This is a genomic window from Treponema bryantii, from assembly GCF_900113965.1.
In the GTDB taxonomy this organism is placed as follows: Bacteria; Spirochaetota; Spirochaetia; order Treponematales; family Treponemataceae; genus Treponema_D; species Treponema_D bryantii_A.
Map to the genome: position 1 here is coordinate 13,676 of NZ_FORI01000003.1, position 14,428 is coordinate 28,103.

16 protein-coding genes are annotated in these 14,428 nt (G+C 39.4%); 9 read left to right on the plus strand and 7 right to left on the minus strand.

Annotated features, from left to right (window positions below):
- The first annotated feature begins 18 nt into the window (after positions 1-18).
- A complete protein-coding gene (locus BM161_RS04745; RefSeq protein WP_074931107.1) occupies positions 19-1,452 on the plus strand; it encodes a cyclic di-GMP phosphodiesterase in 1,434 nt (477 codons plus the stop codon).
- Between the two features lie 102 nt (positions 1,453-1,554).
- Here the strand turns inward: BM161_RS04745 and BM161_RS04750 are convergent, their stop codons facing one another.
- From BM161_RS04750 to BM161_RS04770, 5 genes are all read right to left on the minus strand, one after another.
- Positions 1,555-2,316, minus strand: coding sequence for an aldo/keto reductase (locus tag BM161_RS04750; RefSeq protein WP_074930852.1), 762 nt, complete (start codon positions 2,314-2,316; stop codon positions 1,555-1,557).
- A 4-nt stretch (positions 2,317-2,320) separates the two neighbouring features.
- On the minus strand, positions 2,321-3,808 hold the full coding sequence (locus BM161_RS04755) for a glycine--tRNA ligase (RefSeq protein WP_074930854.1): 1,488 nt from the start codon (positions 3,806-3,808) through the stop codon (positions 2,321-2,323).
- Positions 3,809-3,939: 131 nt separating this feature from the next.
- On the minus strand, positions 3,940-4,890 hold the full coding sequence (locus tag BM161_RS04760; RefSeq protein ID WP_074930855.1) for a hypothetical protein: 951 nt from the start codon (positions 4,888-4,890) through the stop codon (positions 3,940-3,942).
- Between the two features lie 44 nt (positions 4,891-4,934).
- Positions 4,935-6,191: a hypothetical protein gene (locus tag BM161_RS04765; protein WP_074930857.1), complete on the minus strand. Its 1,257-nt coding sequence runs from the start codon at positions 6,189-6,191 to the stop codon at positions 4,935-4,937.
- Positions 6,192-6,240: 49 nt separating this feature from the next.
- Positions 6,241-7,251, minus strand: a complete 1,011-nt coding sequence (locus tag BM161_RS04770) for a tRNA-dihydrouridine synthase family protein (protein ID WP_074930859.1) — start codon at positions 7,249-7,251, stop codon at positions 6,241-6,243.
- A gap of 91 nt (positions 7,252-7,342) precedes the next feature.
- Between BM161_RS04770 and BM161_RS04775 the strand changes: the two genes are divergently transcribed.
- Together BM161_RS04775 and sppA are read left to right on the plus strand one after the other, a co-directional pair.
- Positions 7,343-8,059 carry a DUF975 family protein gene (locus BM161_RS04775; protein ID WP_074930861.1) on the plus strand — a complete coding sequence of 239 codons (717 nt, stop codon included), beginning with the start codon at positions 7,343-7,345 and terminating at the stop codon, positions 8,057-8,059.
- Positions 8,056-9,084 carry a signal peptide peptidase SppA gene (gene sppA / locus BM161_RS04780; protein ID WP_074930862.1) on the plus strand — a complete coding sequence of 343 codons (1,029 nt, stop codon included), beginning with the start codon at positions 8,056-8,058 and terminating at the stop codon, positions 9,082-9,084. Before BM161_RS04775 ends, sppA begins: the two co-directional genes overlap by 4 nt.
- Before the next feature lie 28 nt (positions 9,085-9,112).
- Here sppA and BM161_RS04785 read toward each other — a convergent pair whose 3' ends face one another.
- Positions 9,113-10,105: a TRM11 family SAM-dependent methyltransferase gene (locus BM161_RS04785; RefSeq protein WP_074930864.1), complete on the minus strand. Its 993-nt coding sequence runs from the start codon at positions 10,103-10,105 to the stop codon at positions 9,113-9,115.
- Positions 10,106-10,699: 594 nt separating this feature from the next.
- Between BM161_RS04785 and infC the strand changes: the two genes are divergently transcribed.
- From infC to BM161_RS04820, 6 genes are read left to right on the plus strand one after another with little or no spacing between them, the layout of a single operon-like run.
- Positions 10,700-11,242: a translation initiation factor IF-3 gene (infC, locus tag BM161_RS04795; protein ID WP_074930868.1), complete on the plus strand. Its 543-nt coding sequence runs from the start codon at positions 10,700-10,702 to the stop codon at positions 11,240-11,242.
- Positions 11,243-11,253: 11 nt separating this feature from the next.
- Complete coding sequence (gene rpmI, locus BM161_RS04800) at positions 11,254-11,454, plus strand: 50S ribosomal protein L35 (RefSeq protein ID WP_074930870.1); 201 nt, start codon at positions 11,254-11,256, stop codon at positions 11,452-11,454.
- 12 nt (positions 11,455-11,466) lie between these two features.
- Positions 11,467-11,826, plus strand: a complete 360-nt coding sequence (gene rplT, locus BM161_RS04805; RefSeq protein ID WP_022933236.1) for a 50S ribosomal protein L20 — start codon at positions 11,467-11,469, stop codon at positions 11,824-11,826.
- A gap of 12 nt (positions 11,827-11,838) precedes the next feature.
- Entirely contained in the window at positions 11,839-12,369 is a 531-nt protein-coding gene (locus BM161_RS04810; protein WP_074930872.1) for a cell division protein ZapB, read from the plus strand.
- A 15-nt stretch (positions 12,370-12,384) separates the two neighbouring features.
- On the plus strand, positions 12,385-12,699 hold the full coding sequence (locus BM161_RS04815) for a cell division protein ZapA (protein WP_074930873.1): 315 nt from the start codon (positions 12,385-12,387) through the stop codon (positions 12,697-12,699).
- A 2-nt stretch (positions 12,700-12,701) separates the two neighbouring features.
- Positions 12,702-13,205 (plus strand): DUF188 domain-containing protein, encoded by a 504-nt coding sequence (locus BM161_RS04820; protein WP_083425677.1) that lies wholly within the window; start codon positions 12,702-12,704, stop codon positions 13,203-13,205.
- On the opposite strand, the gene BM161_RS04825 is transcribed toward BM161_RS04820, so the two are convergent.
- A complete protein-coding gene (locus BM161_RS04825) occupies positions 13,168-14,415 on the minus strand; it encodes an HD domain-containing phosphohydrolase (protein ID WP_074930875.1) in 1,248 nt (415 codons plus the stop codon). The two genes, BM161_RS04820 and BM161_RS04825, sit on opposite strands and share 38 nt — an antisense overlap.
- Positions 14,416-14,428: the final 13 nt, after the last annotated feature.

The following is a 14,428-nucleotide window of genomic DNA, read 5'->3' on the forward strand; positions in this document are numbered from 1 at the left end:
ATGGGTAATTATCGAAAAATGGAATCAATTAACATCAATACACTTCGTGCTGGAATAACCTACACGAGTGACCTTTTGATAGACAGCTCTTTTCTCATTCTGCCAAAAACTGCTGAAATGACAGATGAACTTATCAAGGCTCTCAGACAATGGGGCTTTGAAGAAGTTATCAGTGACGGTTCAATCAGTCTTGGTGGTGATATCGGTGTTTCCAGAGCTGATGATTCCGAGAATGAAATCCAGAAAGAAAAAATCGGTGAAAATGTAAAGAAAGCCATTGAGAGCTCTAAGCACACTGCTGTTGGTAACAGTGATAAGGCCCGCATGGAACTTGTTCGTTCAGTTTATGAAGAATACATGAACTATATTGAGTCTGTTTTCACCCACTACGCTACACATAAAGAAATTGACCAGGAAGAACTTTCAGATACTGTTCAGGATCTTTGTATCTTTATCAAAGAGCACAGACGTTACATCCTGCGCGTAAACTCAACTATTCAGGCTGAAGACAGAAACTTCCTTATCATTCATACAATGCGAACAACTGTTTTGTGTCTCGCAATTGCACAGCAGCTTCACCTCCAGCTTTCAAAGATGGTTGAACTTGGTGTTACCAGTATTCTTCATGAAATTGGTATGCTCCGTCTTCCTCCACAGCTGTACATGACATCAAGAAAGCTTTCCGTTCGCGAAAAAGCCCAGATTTCAAAGCATACACTGCTTGGTTATACAATCATTAAAGATTTGAGTTTTGGTCTTTCTATTCAGCTTGGTGTTCTTGAACATCACGAAAAAGAAAACGGAACTGGTTACCCTCGCCGTCTTACCGGAGATAAGATTTCTTCAATTGCAAAGATTATTGCAGTTGCCTGTACATACGAAGCAATTTCTTCTCCTCGAAGTTATAAAGATGAAAAATCTACATTCGATGCTTTACTTGAGTTACTTCAGAACAAAGAACATGCTTATGACGGCTCTGTAATCAAAGCACTTTTGTATACAGTTTCTCTCTACCCTATTGGAACTTATGTATATCTTTCTAACCGTAAGATTGCAGAAGTTATTGATACAAATCCAGACAATCCAAAAACACCAGTTGTTCAGCTGCTTACAGAAAAAGAAGCTGATGGTTCATTAAAGACACTTCAGATTGGTGAAAATAATATTAACATTCTTCGCATTCTCACAAAGAAGGAAAAAGAAGATATTCTTAAACTTGTTCGTGAAAAAGAGGAAAAGGAAACAAGCAAAACTTCTCCAGCCGCGCCAGCTCAGGAAGAAGAAACACTTCCAGAAGTTTCTGAAATCAATAAAGCAGAACCTGCCCCTGCAGCAGCACCTGCTCCTTCTCCTGAAGCACAGCCAGAGACTGCAAATACAGCAGCACCAGAAGGCGATGCACCTGCCGCTGATGATGGCACAGAAGAAGTAGATATAAGCATATTTGGTTAAAATAATAAGAATCGGCAAGCACAGCTTGCCTCTGAGGCGGAACGAGCGATAATCCTAAAACGACCCTGACGGCTCGTTTTTTAACGGATTTTCGATTTTAGCCTAATTAAAGAACATCCTTATCTTTTCCACATCCTCATGGAATTTTTCGTCGATTACCGGCGGATGCTCGTTGAAATATAAGATTTGATTAAGTTCGTCCTGAGTTTTTACACCCCAGATAGGAATAACATTTTCAAACTGATGAAGGAAGCCGAATGCGAGCGGAATATTTTCAATTACACCTCCGCACAATGGCTGCATTGCAATAAAACCAACATCATGTTCTTCGCAAAGTTTTACAAGTTCAATTGTATCATCACTGCTGATCATACTGAACGGAAACTGAAGAGTTTCATAACAGTCTGAAAGGATTGCCTTTTTTGCAGTTTCAAAATTAGTAGTAACAATTCCAATATGCGAAGCTTTTTTTTCTGATTTTAATGCTTTAAGAGTATCGTAGATTTTGTCTGCCCCACCCGGAAGCGGAAGAAACTTTTCTGTTTCCAGCTGAAGCAGATCTACGTTGTCACAGTGCAAAGTCATCAGACTGGTTTCAAGACTCTGTCTGATTTCATCTGATGTCTTTGCATCTGTAGTTGTAGAAAGGAATACGTTACGACGGATATCATACAAAGCATCTCCAAGAAGTTTTTCACTTTCAGGAGTTTTTCGCGATGTATCAAACAGATTGATTCCCGCATCATACGCATTGCGTACAAGCAAAGCAACGTTTTCGTCTCCACCTGCCTCGGTGAGTTTCATAGCACCAAAGGCAACGCGAGAAATCAATAAATCAGTTTTTCCAAGTCTAACGTATTCCATAAAACTAGCGTTCTACCGGCTTATAGTTTTTAATAGCTTTCTGGATATAGAATACCAGGTCATCAAGAGCAACACGTTCCTGCTCCATAGAGTCGCGGTAACGTACTGTTACTGTGTTGAACAGTTCGTTTGCAGAACCGTCTTCTTTCTTTTCCTGGATTGTATCGTAGTCTACAGTTACACAGAAAGGAGTACCAACTTCGTCCTGGCGGCGGTAGCGCTTACCTACTGTTCCAGAAGTATCGTAGTCAGTTACAAAGTCTTCCTTAAGCATGTGCTGGATTTCCTTTGCCTTTTCTGCAAGACCGTCTTTCTTCATAAGTGGAAGAACTGCAACTGTGATAGGTGCAAGACGTGGATCGAGGTGAAGAACTGTTCTGTAGTCTTCCGGCTCACCCTCTTTTGCAACATTCTGCTCTTCGTATGCTTCACAAAGGAACATAAGGAAGTTGCGGTTCAAACCTGCAGAAGTTTCAATCACATAAGGAATGTATTTCTTGTTTCCATCTTCCTGGTCGATGTAAGACATATCCTTCTTAGAGTATGTCTGATGCTGAGAAAGGTCAAAGTCTGTACGGCTGTGAATACCTTCAATCTCTTCAAATCCAATCGGGAAGTTATATGTGATATCGTATGCGTCTTTTGCATAGTGAGCGAGCTTGTCGTGGTGGTGCCACTTGAGCTGCTTCTCTGGAATACCGTACTTGAGGTAGAACTGCCAGCGGTCTTTTCTCCAGCGGTCAAATGTTTCATCCTCAGTTCCTGGCTTACAGAAGTATTCCATTTCCATCTGCTCGAATTCGCAGGTACGGAAAATAAAGTTCTTAAAGATGATTTCGTTACGGAATGATTTACCAACCTGAGCAACACCGAAAGGTACCTTCATGCGGTTAGACTGAACAATGTTCTTGAAGTCTGTGAAAATACCCTGACATGTTTCAGGACGGAGATAAATCAAATGGCTGTCGTCTGCAATTGGTCCCTGATATGTCTTGAACATAAGATTGAACTCGCGTACAGCAGTGTACTTGCGGTTCTTGCTTCCACATGTTGGACAGTTGATATTTGCATCGATGAAAGCTTTCATTTCATCGTGAGTCATTGTATCAACAGGTTTTCCAGGATTGATTTCTGGATTTGCAGCGATGAAGTCTTCGATAAGCTTATCTGCTCTGTGGCGTGCATTACATTCAATACAGTCAACCATAGGGTCAGAGAAGTGGTCAACGTGACCAGAAGCCTTCCATGTTGTATGATGCTGGAAGATAGCAGAATCAAGACCAACTACATCATCGTGAAGCTGAGTCATGTAGTGCCACCATTCGTTCTGAATATTTCTCTTGAATTCTACACCGAGCGGACCGTAGTCCCAAGCGCCTGCCTGGCCACCATAGATTTCAGAAGCCTGATATACAAAGCCTCTTCTTTTACACAAGCTGATGATTTTGTCCAGGGTACATGCGTGTGTGTCTTTTGTTTCAGTTTTTGCCATTTATATCTCCTTACGACTCTGGCGTGGGCCGTTTTTGATTTTTTTGCCACAACGCACCGGGAAAGGCCGTCAATGGCGTTTTTAAGTTGTAAATGTGAGATTATCATAAAAAGGAAATGTATGCAAACAGATTACAGAATATCATCATCAATATTTGAACCTGTAAACTTTACTTCTGCCTCGCCCTCTTCTTCAAGCGGTTCAAGCGCATCAACTGTTTCAAGTTCACCGTAATCTCTATCCCTTACAGCATGCAGCTGAGAGTATTCATCAGATTGATTATAACGGGTATCATCCTTTTCCACATTAGCTATAAGGGTATTCATTTTTTCATCAAACTTCTGGAATATATAATCGCGGATATAAGTTTTTGTTGATTCAGGATTTTCATTTGTAAGCATAAGAACCGACATTGCAGTTCCATCAGGATTTACCTGTGTATTAAAAACAATGCAGGAACACACCATAGATTTTCTTCCGGCAGAAAGACAAAGATTTCGCAAAAGTGTGTTTTTCTGGAACATAGACATTAATTCCTGCTTATAGGTAATGGCAAAACCTACACTGGAAATATCCTTTATATTAATAGTATAAAGTTTACCTTCTGAGGTCATATAACCGCTTACATCTTTTTCGTTACGTGTATCAAGACGAAGATATTTACGGCGGCCTTTTGCTCCATTTAAGTCCAGAATAGCGGCAAAGTGTTCAAGTATTTTTTCCTGTTTTGAGATAAGTGTAAAACCACACGGAAGTCTTACGTTCATAAGAAACTTATCTTTATCTTCCCAGGTGGCATTCTGTGTAACAATTCCCAGATAGATTCCCTGCAATTCCGGAATTAAAGAAAAGCTTTTCATATAGTTATACCATTCTGAATAGGAAAGCTGCTCATCAATATCAATAAAACACATGGAATCAGGATAAACAGAAAGAACTCTTTTAACTTTTTTATATTCTTTTAAAATGTAGACTTCATATTCGTTTTTACGAAGATAATCGATAAGATATTTTTCAATATTGAATGTCGGATTCACAAAAAAGATTTTGCGCCCGAACAAAGGATTCTCTCTTGATTCCATATAGATAAATTATACTCTCCAATAAATACATCTGTAAAGTTTTTCTACTTTGCAGAATCCTCAGAAGCTTTTTTAGCTTCCGGCTTTGCTTCTTCTGAACCTTCTGCAGCCGCTTTCTTTTCTTCAGAATTTTCTGCTGCAGCTTCTTTATTTTCTTCGCTTGAATCTTTTGATTCGTTTAATTCAGTTGCTTCTTCGGCTTCTTCTATTACTTCTTCTGCCTCTTCTATATTTTCGGCAGAATCTGCACTCTGGTCGGCTTCTACAACTTTTGGTTTCTTATTTGAATAATCTTCAACATCCGGCGGAATAGCATAAATCAGATTTTCAAAGCGCTGTTCCAGTTGCTCAAAGATAAAGTTCTTGATTACCTTTTTATCATCCTCACCTACCTGCTTTGCAAAAAGCATTATAGCAAATAATCTGTTTGCATCAACAACCTTAATATCAAAAACAACAGATGGAGTTACAATAGAACGTCTTCCAAGGGTAATAGAAAAACTTGGAACGAGCATTTTCTTCTGGAGCGCATCTCCATAACTTCTAGGATAAAAACAAGTAAAACCAACAGATGAAATATTAAGGATAGTAACCTGCAAAAGCTGAGTTTTTGTTGCAAAATATCCATTGATTGTGATTGAAGGATCACAGTCCAGACGAACATATTTTCTGCGGCCCTTTGCACCATTAAGTTCAAGAATACCAATAATCTTTTCAATAAGGGCCGAACCTTTAAACTCATCAAGCATAATAAATCCGCCAGGAAGAGAAAGATTCATCATAAATCTTTCTTTCTGGGGCTTTGGAATAACTGCAGACATGAGGCCCACAAAAATGGTTTTCAGTTTTTCATCCTTCTGGAAAGACTGAATAAAATTAAACCATTCGTCATAGCTCAGTTCATCATCAATAAAGATAAAACAAAGTGCATCCGGGAACTTTCTTAGCGCATTCTTTGTGTATTTATAATCGCTGATAATATAAGCTTCATACTCATGTAGTTTTAATTCGAGATGAAGATAGTTTTCTACATACAAAGGAGGATTAACAAAGAAAACTTTTCGCCCGATTATAGGGTTTTCACATCTTGGAGCGGTTGCAACCGGAACAGGTTCAGGGGCAGGAGGAGGAGTTGCTTCATCAGATGCTTCTGCCTCGTTCTGGGCATTTTCCATCTGTTCAGTCTGCTCTGCGTTTTCTTCCGCTGGCTGTTCCGTAGTCTGTTCTGCTGCCGGTGTATCCTGAGAAGTTGTATTATCTTTTTTTTCTGCTTCTTCCTCAGCAGGAATAGAATCACTCATTGGTATATTTCCGCCCCATCAAGTAAAATTCATTAACAGCATACAGGTTTCAGTTTTTAATCACTTTTGTTCTGTCATCAGGGCATTTTTCAAAATACTCTCTGATTGCGTCCTTCAGTTCATCAATTCCTTTTTCTGCCGCATTTACAAATTGTGTCTGGGCATAATGCGCAAACTGAAAGTTCATGCAAAAGTATGTAAAGAACCTTTGAAGCCGGGTTTTATAAAATTCCTTCGGCTGATACTGTTCTATGTTTCTTATATAATCATAACACACTTTTTCCATATCTACCTTAATTTCTTTATTTTTTTCTGCACGAATCTGGCTGAAAATCCAGGGCTTTTGAACACTGGCGCGGGAAATCATAATTCCACTGATATCCGGACAGGTTTTAAGTGCATATTCAGCAGATGCCAGGTCCTTTACATTTCCATTAAGATAGATTTCAACACCATCCCCCTTATAACGGTCGCACAAGGCCTGGCAATATGAATAACGCGGCGGACGCGAGAGTTTTTCTTTTTTAGTTCTTGGATGAAGTGTTAAAAGCTTTGCTCCATTTTCAACAAGCATATCGCAGAAAGAAAAAAAGCCTTCATCTGTAAAATCTTCATCTCCAAGGCGAAGCTTTACAGAAAATCTTTTTGGAGTTTCCGGATGTTCCTTATTATAGAAGTTTACTTCCTTACCTACTTCACTTACCATTTGCCGTGTTTCTTCTATTGGCCGTGTCATCCAGCCAATTCCTGCACCTGTTTTATAAACATCTGGAGCAGAGCAGCCCATATTAAGGTCCAGTCCAAGCCCCGGAAGAGAGAGAAGCTGTCGTGCAGCAGGAACCATTTTTTCTATATCATGACCGGTAAGCTGCCATACAACCTTTTCCGGAACGGGAGTTGGATCTATATAGTATTTTTCAAAAGGACCGGCGTTCAAAAGAGAGCCCGCATTAATCATTTCATTAAAATATTCATCACAGCCGCCAAACTGTTCAACAAGGATTCTGAAAGCCGGATGAGAAATAGTAGCCATTGGTCCACAGATTAATTTTCTATTCATATCTTATATATTATAGCAAAATTTCTTTGAAATATCCTGCATTTAGTATTATCATTATAAGGCATATAAAAATCAGATGGAGAAGAAAAATATGTTCGAACGTAAAAAGTATAAAAATTTTGCAAAAAAACAACTTGCCGGCCGCTGGGGAATTCCAATTCTTGTAACTATTACAATTACAGTTATTTCAACAATTTTTGCTATTCCAGATACATTACAGCTTATCCGAAACGGTTATATCAGCGCAATTCTGAACTCAGACTATGTAGCTGCATCCGAAGCTGTTAATGCCGCAAACTCAACGTCATTTATAACATCTATTATTAATATGATTGTTAGTGCAATTCTTGAAGTTGCAGCCATCGGTGTTTATATAAAAATGTCTCGTTCACCAGAACCAGTTTCTTTTTCTGATTTTATAGAAGGATTTAATAACTGGGCACGTGCTGCACTTACAATTCTCTGGCAGTTCCTCTGGATTTTCCTCTGGACTTTGCTTTTTATCATCCCAGGTATTATTAAAGCAATCGCCTACTCTCAAATGTACTATATAATTGCAGAATATAAAGAAGTTTCTGTTACAAAAGCCATGCGAATAAGTATGGAAATTACAAAAGGTCACAAATGGGATCTTTTTGTTCTGTCTCTCAGCTTCCTTGGCTGGCAGATTCTTTCTGCATTTACCCTTGGTATTCTAAACTTCTGGCTTACTCCATATATGAACATGACATACGTAAACGCATATCATGCACTTATGAAGGAAGCTCTTGAAACAGGCAGAATCAGACCGGAGGATTTATCTGAATGAAAAATACAACAAAATCTGGACTCATAGTTCTTATTCTTCTTATCCTTGGAATTTGCGGATATACCGTTTATTCAATTACAACAATGGATAAAAATAGCCCGGCTCAGACAGTAGCTTCTTCGGGAAGTTATCGTGTTGGAGAAGACTCAGATTCATATGATCCAAATGCCGCAAAAGCTTACAAAAGTGAGTTTATTGCTGCCTTATATATTGAAGGAACTATTTCTGAAGCAAACCAGAACTATAACCAAAAATGGCTGATGGATACAATTTCAAGCCTTAAGAACAATAAGAAAAATACAGCACTTGCTATTTTTATTAATTCACCAGGTGGAGCTGTATATCAGGCAGATGAAGTGTATCTTGCATTGCAGGATTATAAAACTACAGGTCGCCCTGTTTATGTATATCAGGGGTCTATGGCAGCTTCCGGCGGCTACTATATTTCCTGTGCAGCCAATAAGATTTATGCAAACCGCAATACTCTTACCGGCTGTATCGGTGTAATTATGGGCAGCTCTTATGACCTCACAGGCCTTTTTGAAAAGCTTGGAATTAAGTCTACAACAATTCATTCAGGTAGAAATAAAAACATGATGAATTATAATGAGCCGTTCAATGATGAACAGAAAGCAATTATGCAATCTATCTGTGATGAATGTTATGTTCAGTTTGTTTCAATTGTTGCAAAAAACAGAGGCATTCAGTATGACAAATGTGTAAAACTATCTGACGGAAGACTTTATACAGCAAAGCAGGCTCTTGAAAACCGTCTTATTGATGCCGTTGATTCATGGAACAACATGCTCCGCGATCTTGCTGAAAACGAACTCAAAAAGCCTGGCATTAAAGTTGTAACTTACAAATACCAGAAAAAGCCTTCAATTTGGGTTGATATGCTTACAGGAAAAGCTCTTGAAATTCAGAATGCAAAGGCAGCAGCTGAATTAGGAGTTCCTGTTGAAGTTATGAAATCTATTAATGATCAATCTTCAAGCATGATTCCAATGTATCTGGCAAAATAACACCGGTGGTTGAGTCTTTCGAAACCACCTATCTTGTTAATTGATATACCCCAGCCTTCTTACCATTTACCAGTGTATGAAGGCTGTTTTGTATTTTAAAGCCTGCAGCTGCGGCTGTGCGCTCAAGTTCTTCTTTACGTGCAGAAAGAATAACCATACGGCCGTCTTGGGTAAGAACGCGGTCAAAGCTTGCAAACATCTTTTTATAAAAGCCTTCGATATCTGGAAGTTCTTCAAAGTAACCCCAAGGCGGGTCTGTAATTACAAGATTTATTGATTTATCTGCAATATGGCTGAGAACTGTGGCATCAGCAGCGCAGCATTCAATATTCGGTGCAGAAAGCTGTTTTCGGGCTGCTGTCTGAGTGGCACGCTCGGAATCGAGGTCGCTCACATAAAGCTTTTCAAAACGGAACTTTTTTGCAAGCTGAACCGGAATTGAACCGTAACCGCAGAATGGTTCAAGAATCGTATCTGATGCCTGAATGTCTGCAAAACAGCAGATAAGATATGCAATTTCCGGGCGTAGTTCTCCCTTATTCAGATTCTTTTCTGTAAACTCACGTTTTGAAATGAGTTCTCCACAAAAGGCAAAACCTTCCCGGCGGATAGAAAACCAGACTTCGTTAGTTGGAGAAAGACGGTCGAGTTTTAACTTTGAGTTTTGAAGCACATAATCTTCGGCGCGACGGGTAAGATTCTTATCAACCTTAGCAAACTGATTTTCGTTTTGAAAACGAACACGGAAACTTCCTTTATTTACAAGAAAATAATTCTTACCAGAACACACAGAACCAACCAGAGAAGGAAAACTAAGTCCCTTCCCTTTCATTGTCTTAAGTACAAAAAATGTGTTATTAAAATATATGATTTTATCAAGTTCCCGAGAATCCCCGTCAAAACGGTAATGCACAAGGCCGTCATACAAATTAATAATTTTCAGATTCTTAAAACGTTTTGTGAGATCCTGTTCGATAACAGATTGAAATCCGGTAATAAAAGAAGAAACAAATTCCGCCATGAGAATAAATATATATACTTTTTTGAGTTTTTAATAGTATGCAGACACTATGATGATTGGATACTCCCGTGGAAAAAGCCTGAAGGCATGCTCGTGATGCCTCGACGCACCCTTTTTCAAAGGGCGCTCTGTATTATCTGCGAGGACAGACTATCAGTATCGGCATCAAGGCAACCTTCAGACTTTTTCCACTCCGTACCCAATCATCACCTTTCCTGAAATCCTCTAAAAAATTGTATTATATTTATTTTCTGGCTATACAGCGGAAGGATATTGTTCAAAAAAAATATCACAGTAAATTTCAAAAATACATTCAGAAATCGTGGGACGCAGGCAAAATGAAAAAGAGGGCCCCAGGGTTGCGCAATTATTCTGGCGAAGCCAGAATGAAGCGCGATGGGACCCTGGGAGATTGCTTTTTCAGTTTTGCCGTCGCTGGGACCCGCGATTTCTGAATGTATTTTTGAATATTCCGCTAATTTTTGTTTTTGAAAGATACCTATCAATCACTAGACACACTACAAGAAAATAAATATAATACAAAGATACACGCTATATGTTTAAAATGTGTTTTACAAAACACCAGGAGGAAAATTGGCATACGTGAATAACAATAACAACAACAAAAACGGTCAGAGAATCAATGAAATGATTCGCGTCCGCGAGGTTCGTCTTATCGATGACGAGGGAAATCAGTTAGGCATCGTTGCGACACAGGAAGCCCTCAAAATGGCTAAAGACAGAGACTTGGATCTTGTTGAAGTTTCACCAAATGCTAACCCACCGGTTTGTAAAATACTTGATTATGGCAAATACAAGTTCGAACAGGAAAAAAAGCTCCGTGATTCCAAGAAGAACCAGAAAGTATTAAAGTTGAAGGAAATCCGTATGCAGCCAAAAATCGGCTCTGGAGATCTTGATACAAAAGCCAAACATATACAGGAATTTCTTGACGAGGGTGATAAGGTTAAGGTTACAATCCGTTTCCGCGGACGTGAACTTGCCCACACTGAACTCGGCTATGACGTTCTGAATGAGGTGTTAAAGCGACTTACCTCGGCGTACAACATTGATAAGCCTGCCGCAATGGACGGTAGAAACATGTCAATGACAATCTCAGCAAAAGCCGCAAAATAAGGGGTTTAGAAATGCCTAAGATGAAGACAAAGAAGTCAGCAGCAAAGAGATACTCTCTTACTGGAACTGGCAAAGTTAAGCACAAGAAGCAGAACCTTCGTCATATTTTGACAAAACGTTCTCCTAAGAGAAAGAGAAATCTTCGCGCTGCAGGTTATGTAGCAGAAGCAGATGCAAAGAAAATCAGAAAGCAGATGCTTCCTTACGGTTAATAGGAGTTTAAGATGTCAAGAGCAATAGACGGAACAAAAAGAAAGAATCGCCGTGTAAAGATCCTCAAGCTTGCTAAGGGTTTCCGTGGCGACAGAAAGTCAAACTACAAACCAGCTAAAGACGCTGTAACAAAAGCACTTGGTCACGCATATGTAGACCGCCGCGACAGAAAACATGAATTCCGCACTCTCTGGATTGCACGTATTAACGCTGCTGTTCGTGAAGAAGGAATGACATATTCACAGTTCATCAACGGAGTTAACAAGGCCGGAATTAAGTTGAACCGCAAGGCTCTCTCAAACATGGCTATTGAAGACCCAGTTGCATTCAAGGCTGTTGTTGAAGCAGCTAAGAAAGCTGTACAGGCTTAAGGAAGTTTGTAAATGATTTCACTCGATCAGGTTTATCTTCTTGAACAAAAGGTTGAAAGTGCTGTTGCAAAAATCCAACAGCTGCAGGCAGAAAACGATGCTCTGCGCAATAAATGTGCTGAGCTCACAAATGCGTTATCTGTTAAGTCGGAGCAACTTACATCTTTTGAGTCAGATCAGAGCCAGATCGAGAACGGAATCAAAAAGGCGCTTGATCGTCTTAATTCAATCGAAAACTCAGTTTTAAAAACTGCTGCACAGATTAATCAGGACGGTCAGGCTGCTAAACCTGCTGCACAGGCACCAGTTACACCACAGCCTGCAGTTCAGAACACACCTGCCCCACAGGCAGAAACACCAAAACCGGTTCAGGCTCCAGTTCAGAGCACACCAAGCTTCAATACAATGGAAACAGTTCCACAGACACAGGTAAATAAAGAACCGGAAGAAACCACAGAAAACATTCCTGATCAGATTTTCGAAGAAGAAATTGATACACAGGAAGATGACAATCACGACGGCTTAGGCTTTGATATTTTCTAATTTATAATTTTTCCAATGGGTAAACTTAAAATTGAAATGCTTGGAACTTCTTTTACAATCCAGGCAAATGAAGATAACGAATATCTCGAAAAGCTTTTAGGCTACTACAAAAGAATCACAGAAGACGTAAATAAAATCGATTCAATCAAAAATCCTCTTCAGACTGCAATTCTTTCCGGCATTATGATTTGTGATGAACTTTACAAAGAAAAGCAGGCAAAAGTTGCAATGGAAAACGGCGAATATGTTCCTGTTGAAAATGACATGGACACTCTCGAAATTGAACGCCGCACTCAAAATATGATTGAAAAAATCGACAAGGTACTCTAGCGTTGGATAATCCTGAAAACAAAATCACTATATGGGTAGATGCAGATTCCTGCCCTTCTCTTGTAAGAACTCACGCTGTAAAAATGGGAAACAGACTCGGTCTTAAAACTGTGTTTGCGGCCAATAAAAAGATTGGCTGTGACGCTGCGGCGGGGCCTTATGAAATGGCGGTTTGTGGCAGCGAGAAAGACGCGGCGGATAATTATATTTTTGAACACTGTAAGTCTTGCGATCTCGTAATTACTCGGGATATTGTTTTTGCAGACCGTTTAGTAGAACGCGGCATTTGTACAATTAACGACCGCGGCGTAGAGTTTACCCGTGAAATGATAAAAGAACGTCTTTCCATAAGCGACTTTGACAGACAGCTTGCAGAAATCGGTTTAGTAAAACATTTTCACGAAGGATATGATAAAAAAAAGTTCGCGGAATTCGCGAACTCTTTTGATAAGGTTATTCACAGATTAATTAATCTTCAGGCTCGTCAGGATAAGCCATCTGAATAGAACAGATTCGGTCTTTAACCTGCATAAAGGCCATTACAACCTCAGGGTCAAACTGTGTACCTGAATTGTTCAGGATTTCAGTAAAGGCATCTTCAATTGTCCATGCTTCCTTATAACATCTCTTATGGCTTAAAGCATCAAAAACATCAGCAACTGCTACAATACGTGCAGAAAGAGGAATATCTTTTCCGCTTAAAGGTTCTGTAATTGGAACGATACCATCTTTTACAGAGAATTCACTCAAAGAAATCTTTCCAGGGTATCCTGAAGCACCACCATCCCAGCGGTCATGGTGATGAAGAGCAACTTCCTGAGACATTACATCAAGCAGAGACTCAGGTGGCTCAAAAAGCTGTGCACCAATACAAGTGTGGCCCTTCATAATATTACGCTCTTCGTCTGTAAAACGAGGAAAAGCTTTTTTAAGAATTACATCAGAAATACCAACTTTTCCAACATCATGGAACTTTGCAGCAATCTTAAGATTATCGCGGTAACGATGAATTTCTGCTTCAGGAATATTATGATTGAAAGCCCAGCGGTCATAAATTTCAAGTGAGTAAGAAGAAACACGTTCAATATGTGGATATGTTTCTTTTGGATCACGGAACTCAGACATCTTGAGCATACGCTTTACCATGTTTGCAGTAAGGTATGCGTGTTGTAAAGCCTGAACTGCACTTGAAGCAAAGTGTGCAATGAGCATTTCTGCATTTTCATCAAATGCAATAATATTGCCATCTGCATCCTTTGCGTTGATAATCTGAAGCACACCAAGAAGGTTTCCGTTAGCCATCTTGAGTGGCAGTGTATACATTGATTTTGTGCGGTAATCAGTTGTAAGGTCTGAATTCTTATTAAACTTATATGGCTTTGATTCAGAAATCTTATAGCAGTCTTTGATGTTCAAAGGCTTGCCGGAAATTGCAACATAACCACAAATCTGTTTTTCGTTTATTGGAAATGAGAAACTTGTATATGGAAGCTTTTCACCAGGTGCAAGTTCTTTAAGATGTGTATCATTCTGTCCGTATTTAATTTTAAGTTTATCGCCTTCAACTACATAAATAGAACCAGCATCGGCATTGACAATCTTTCTTGTCTCAGTGAGAATGCGTTCAAGCAGAACGTCAACGTCCTGAATTTCTCCGAGTTCGCGCTCAATATCTATAATGCGCTGAAGTTTGTCTTCATGGTTAAGTTCACTCATATCTATTCTATTA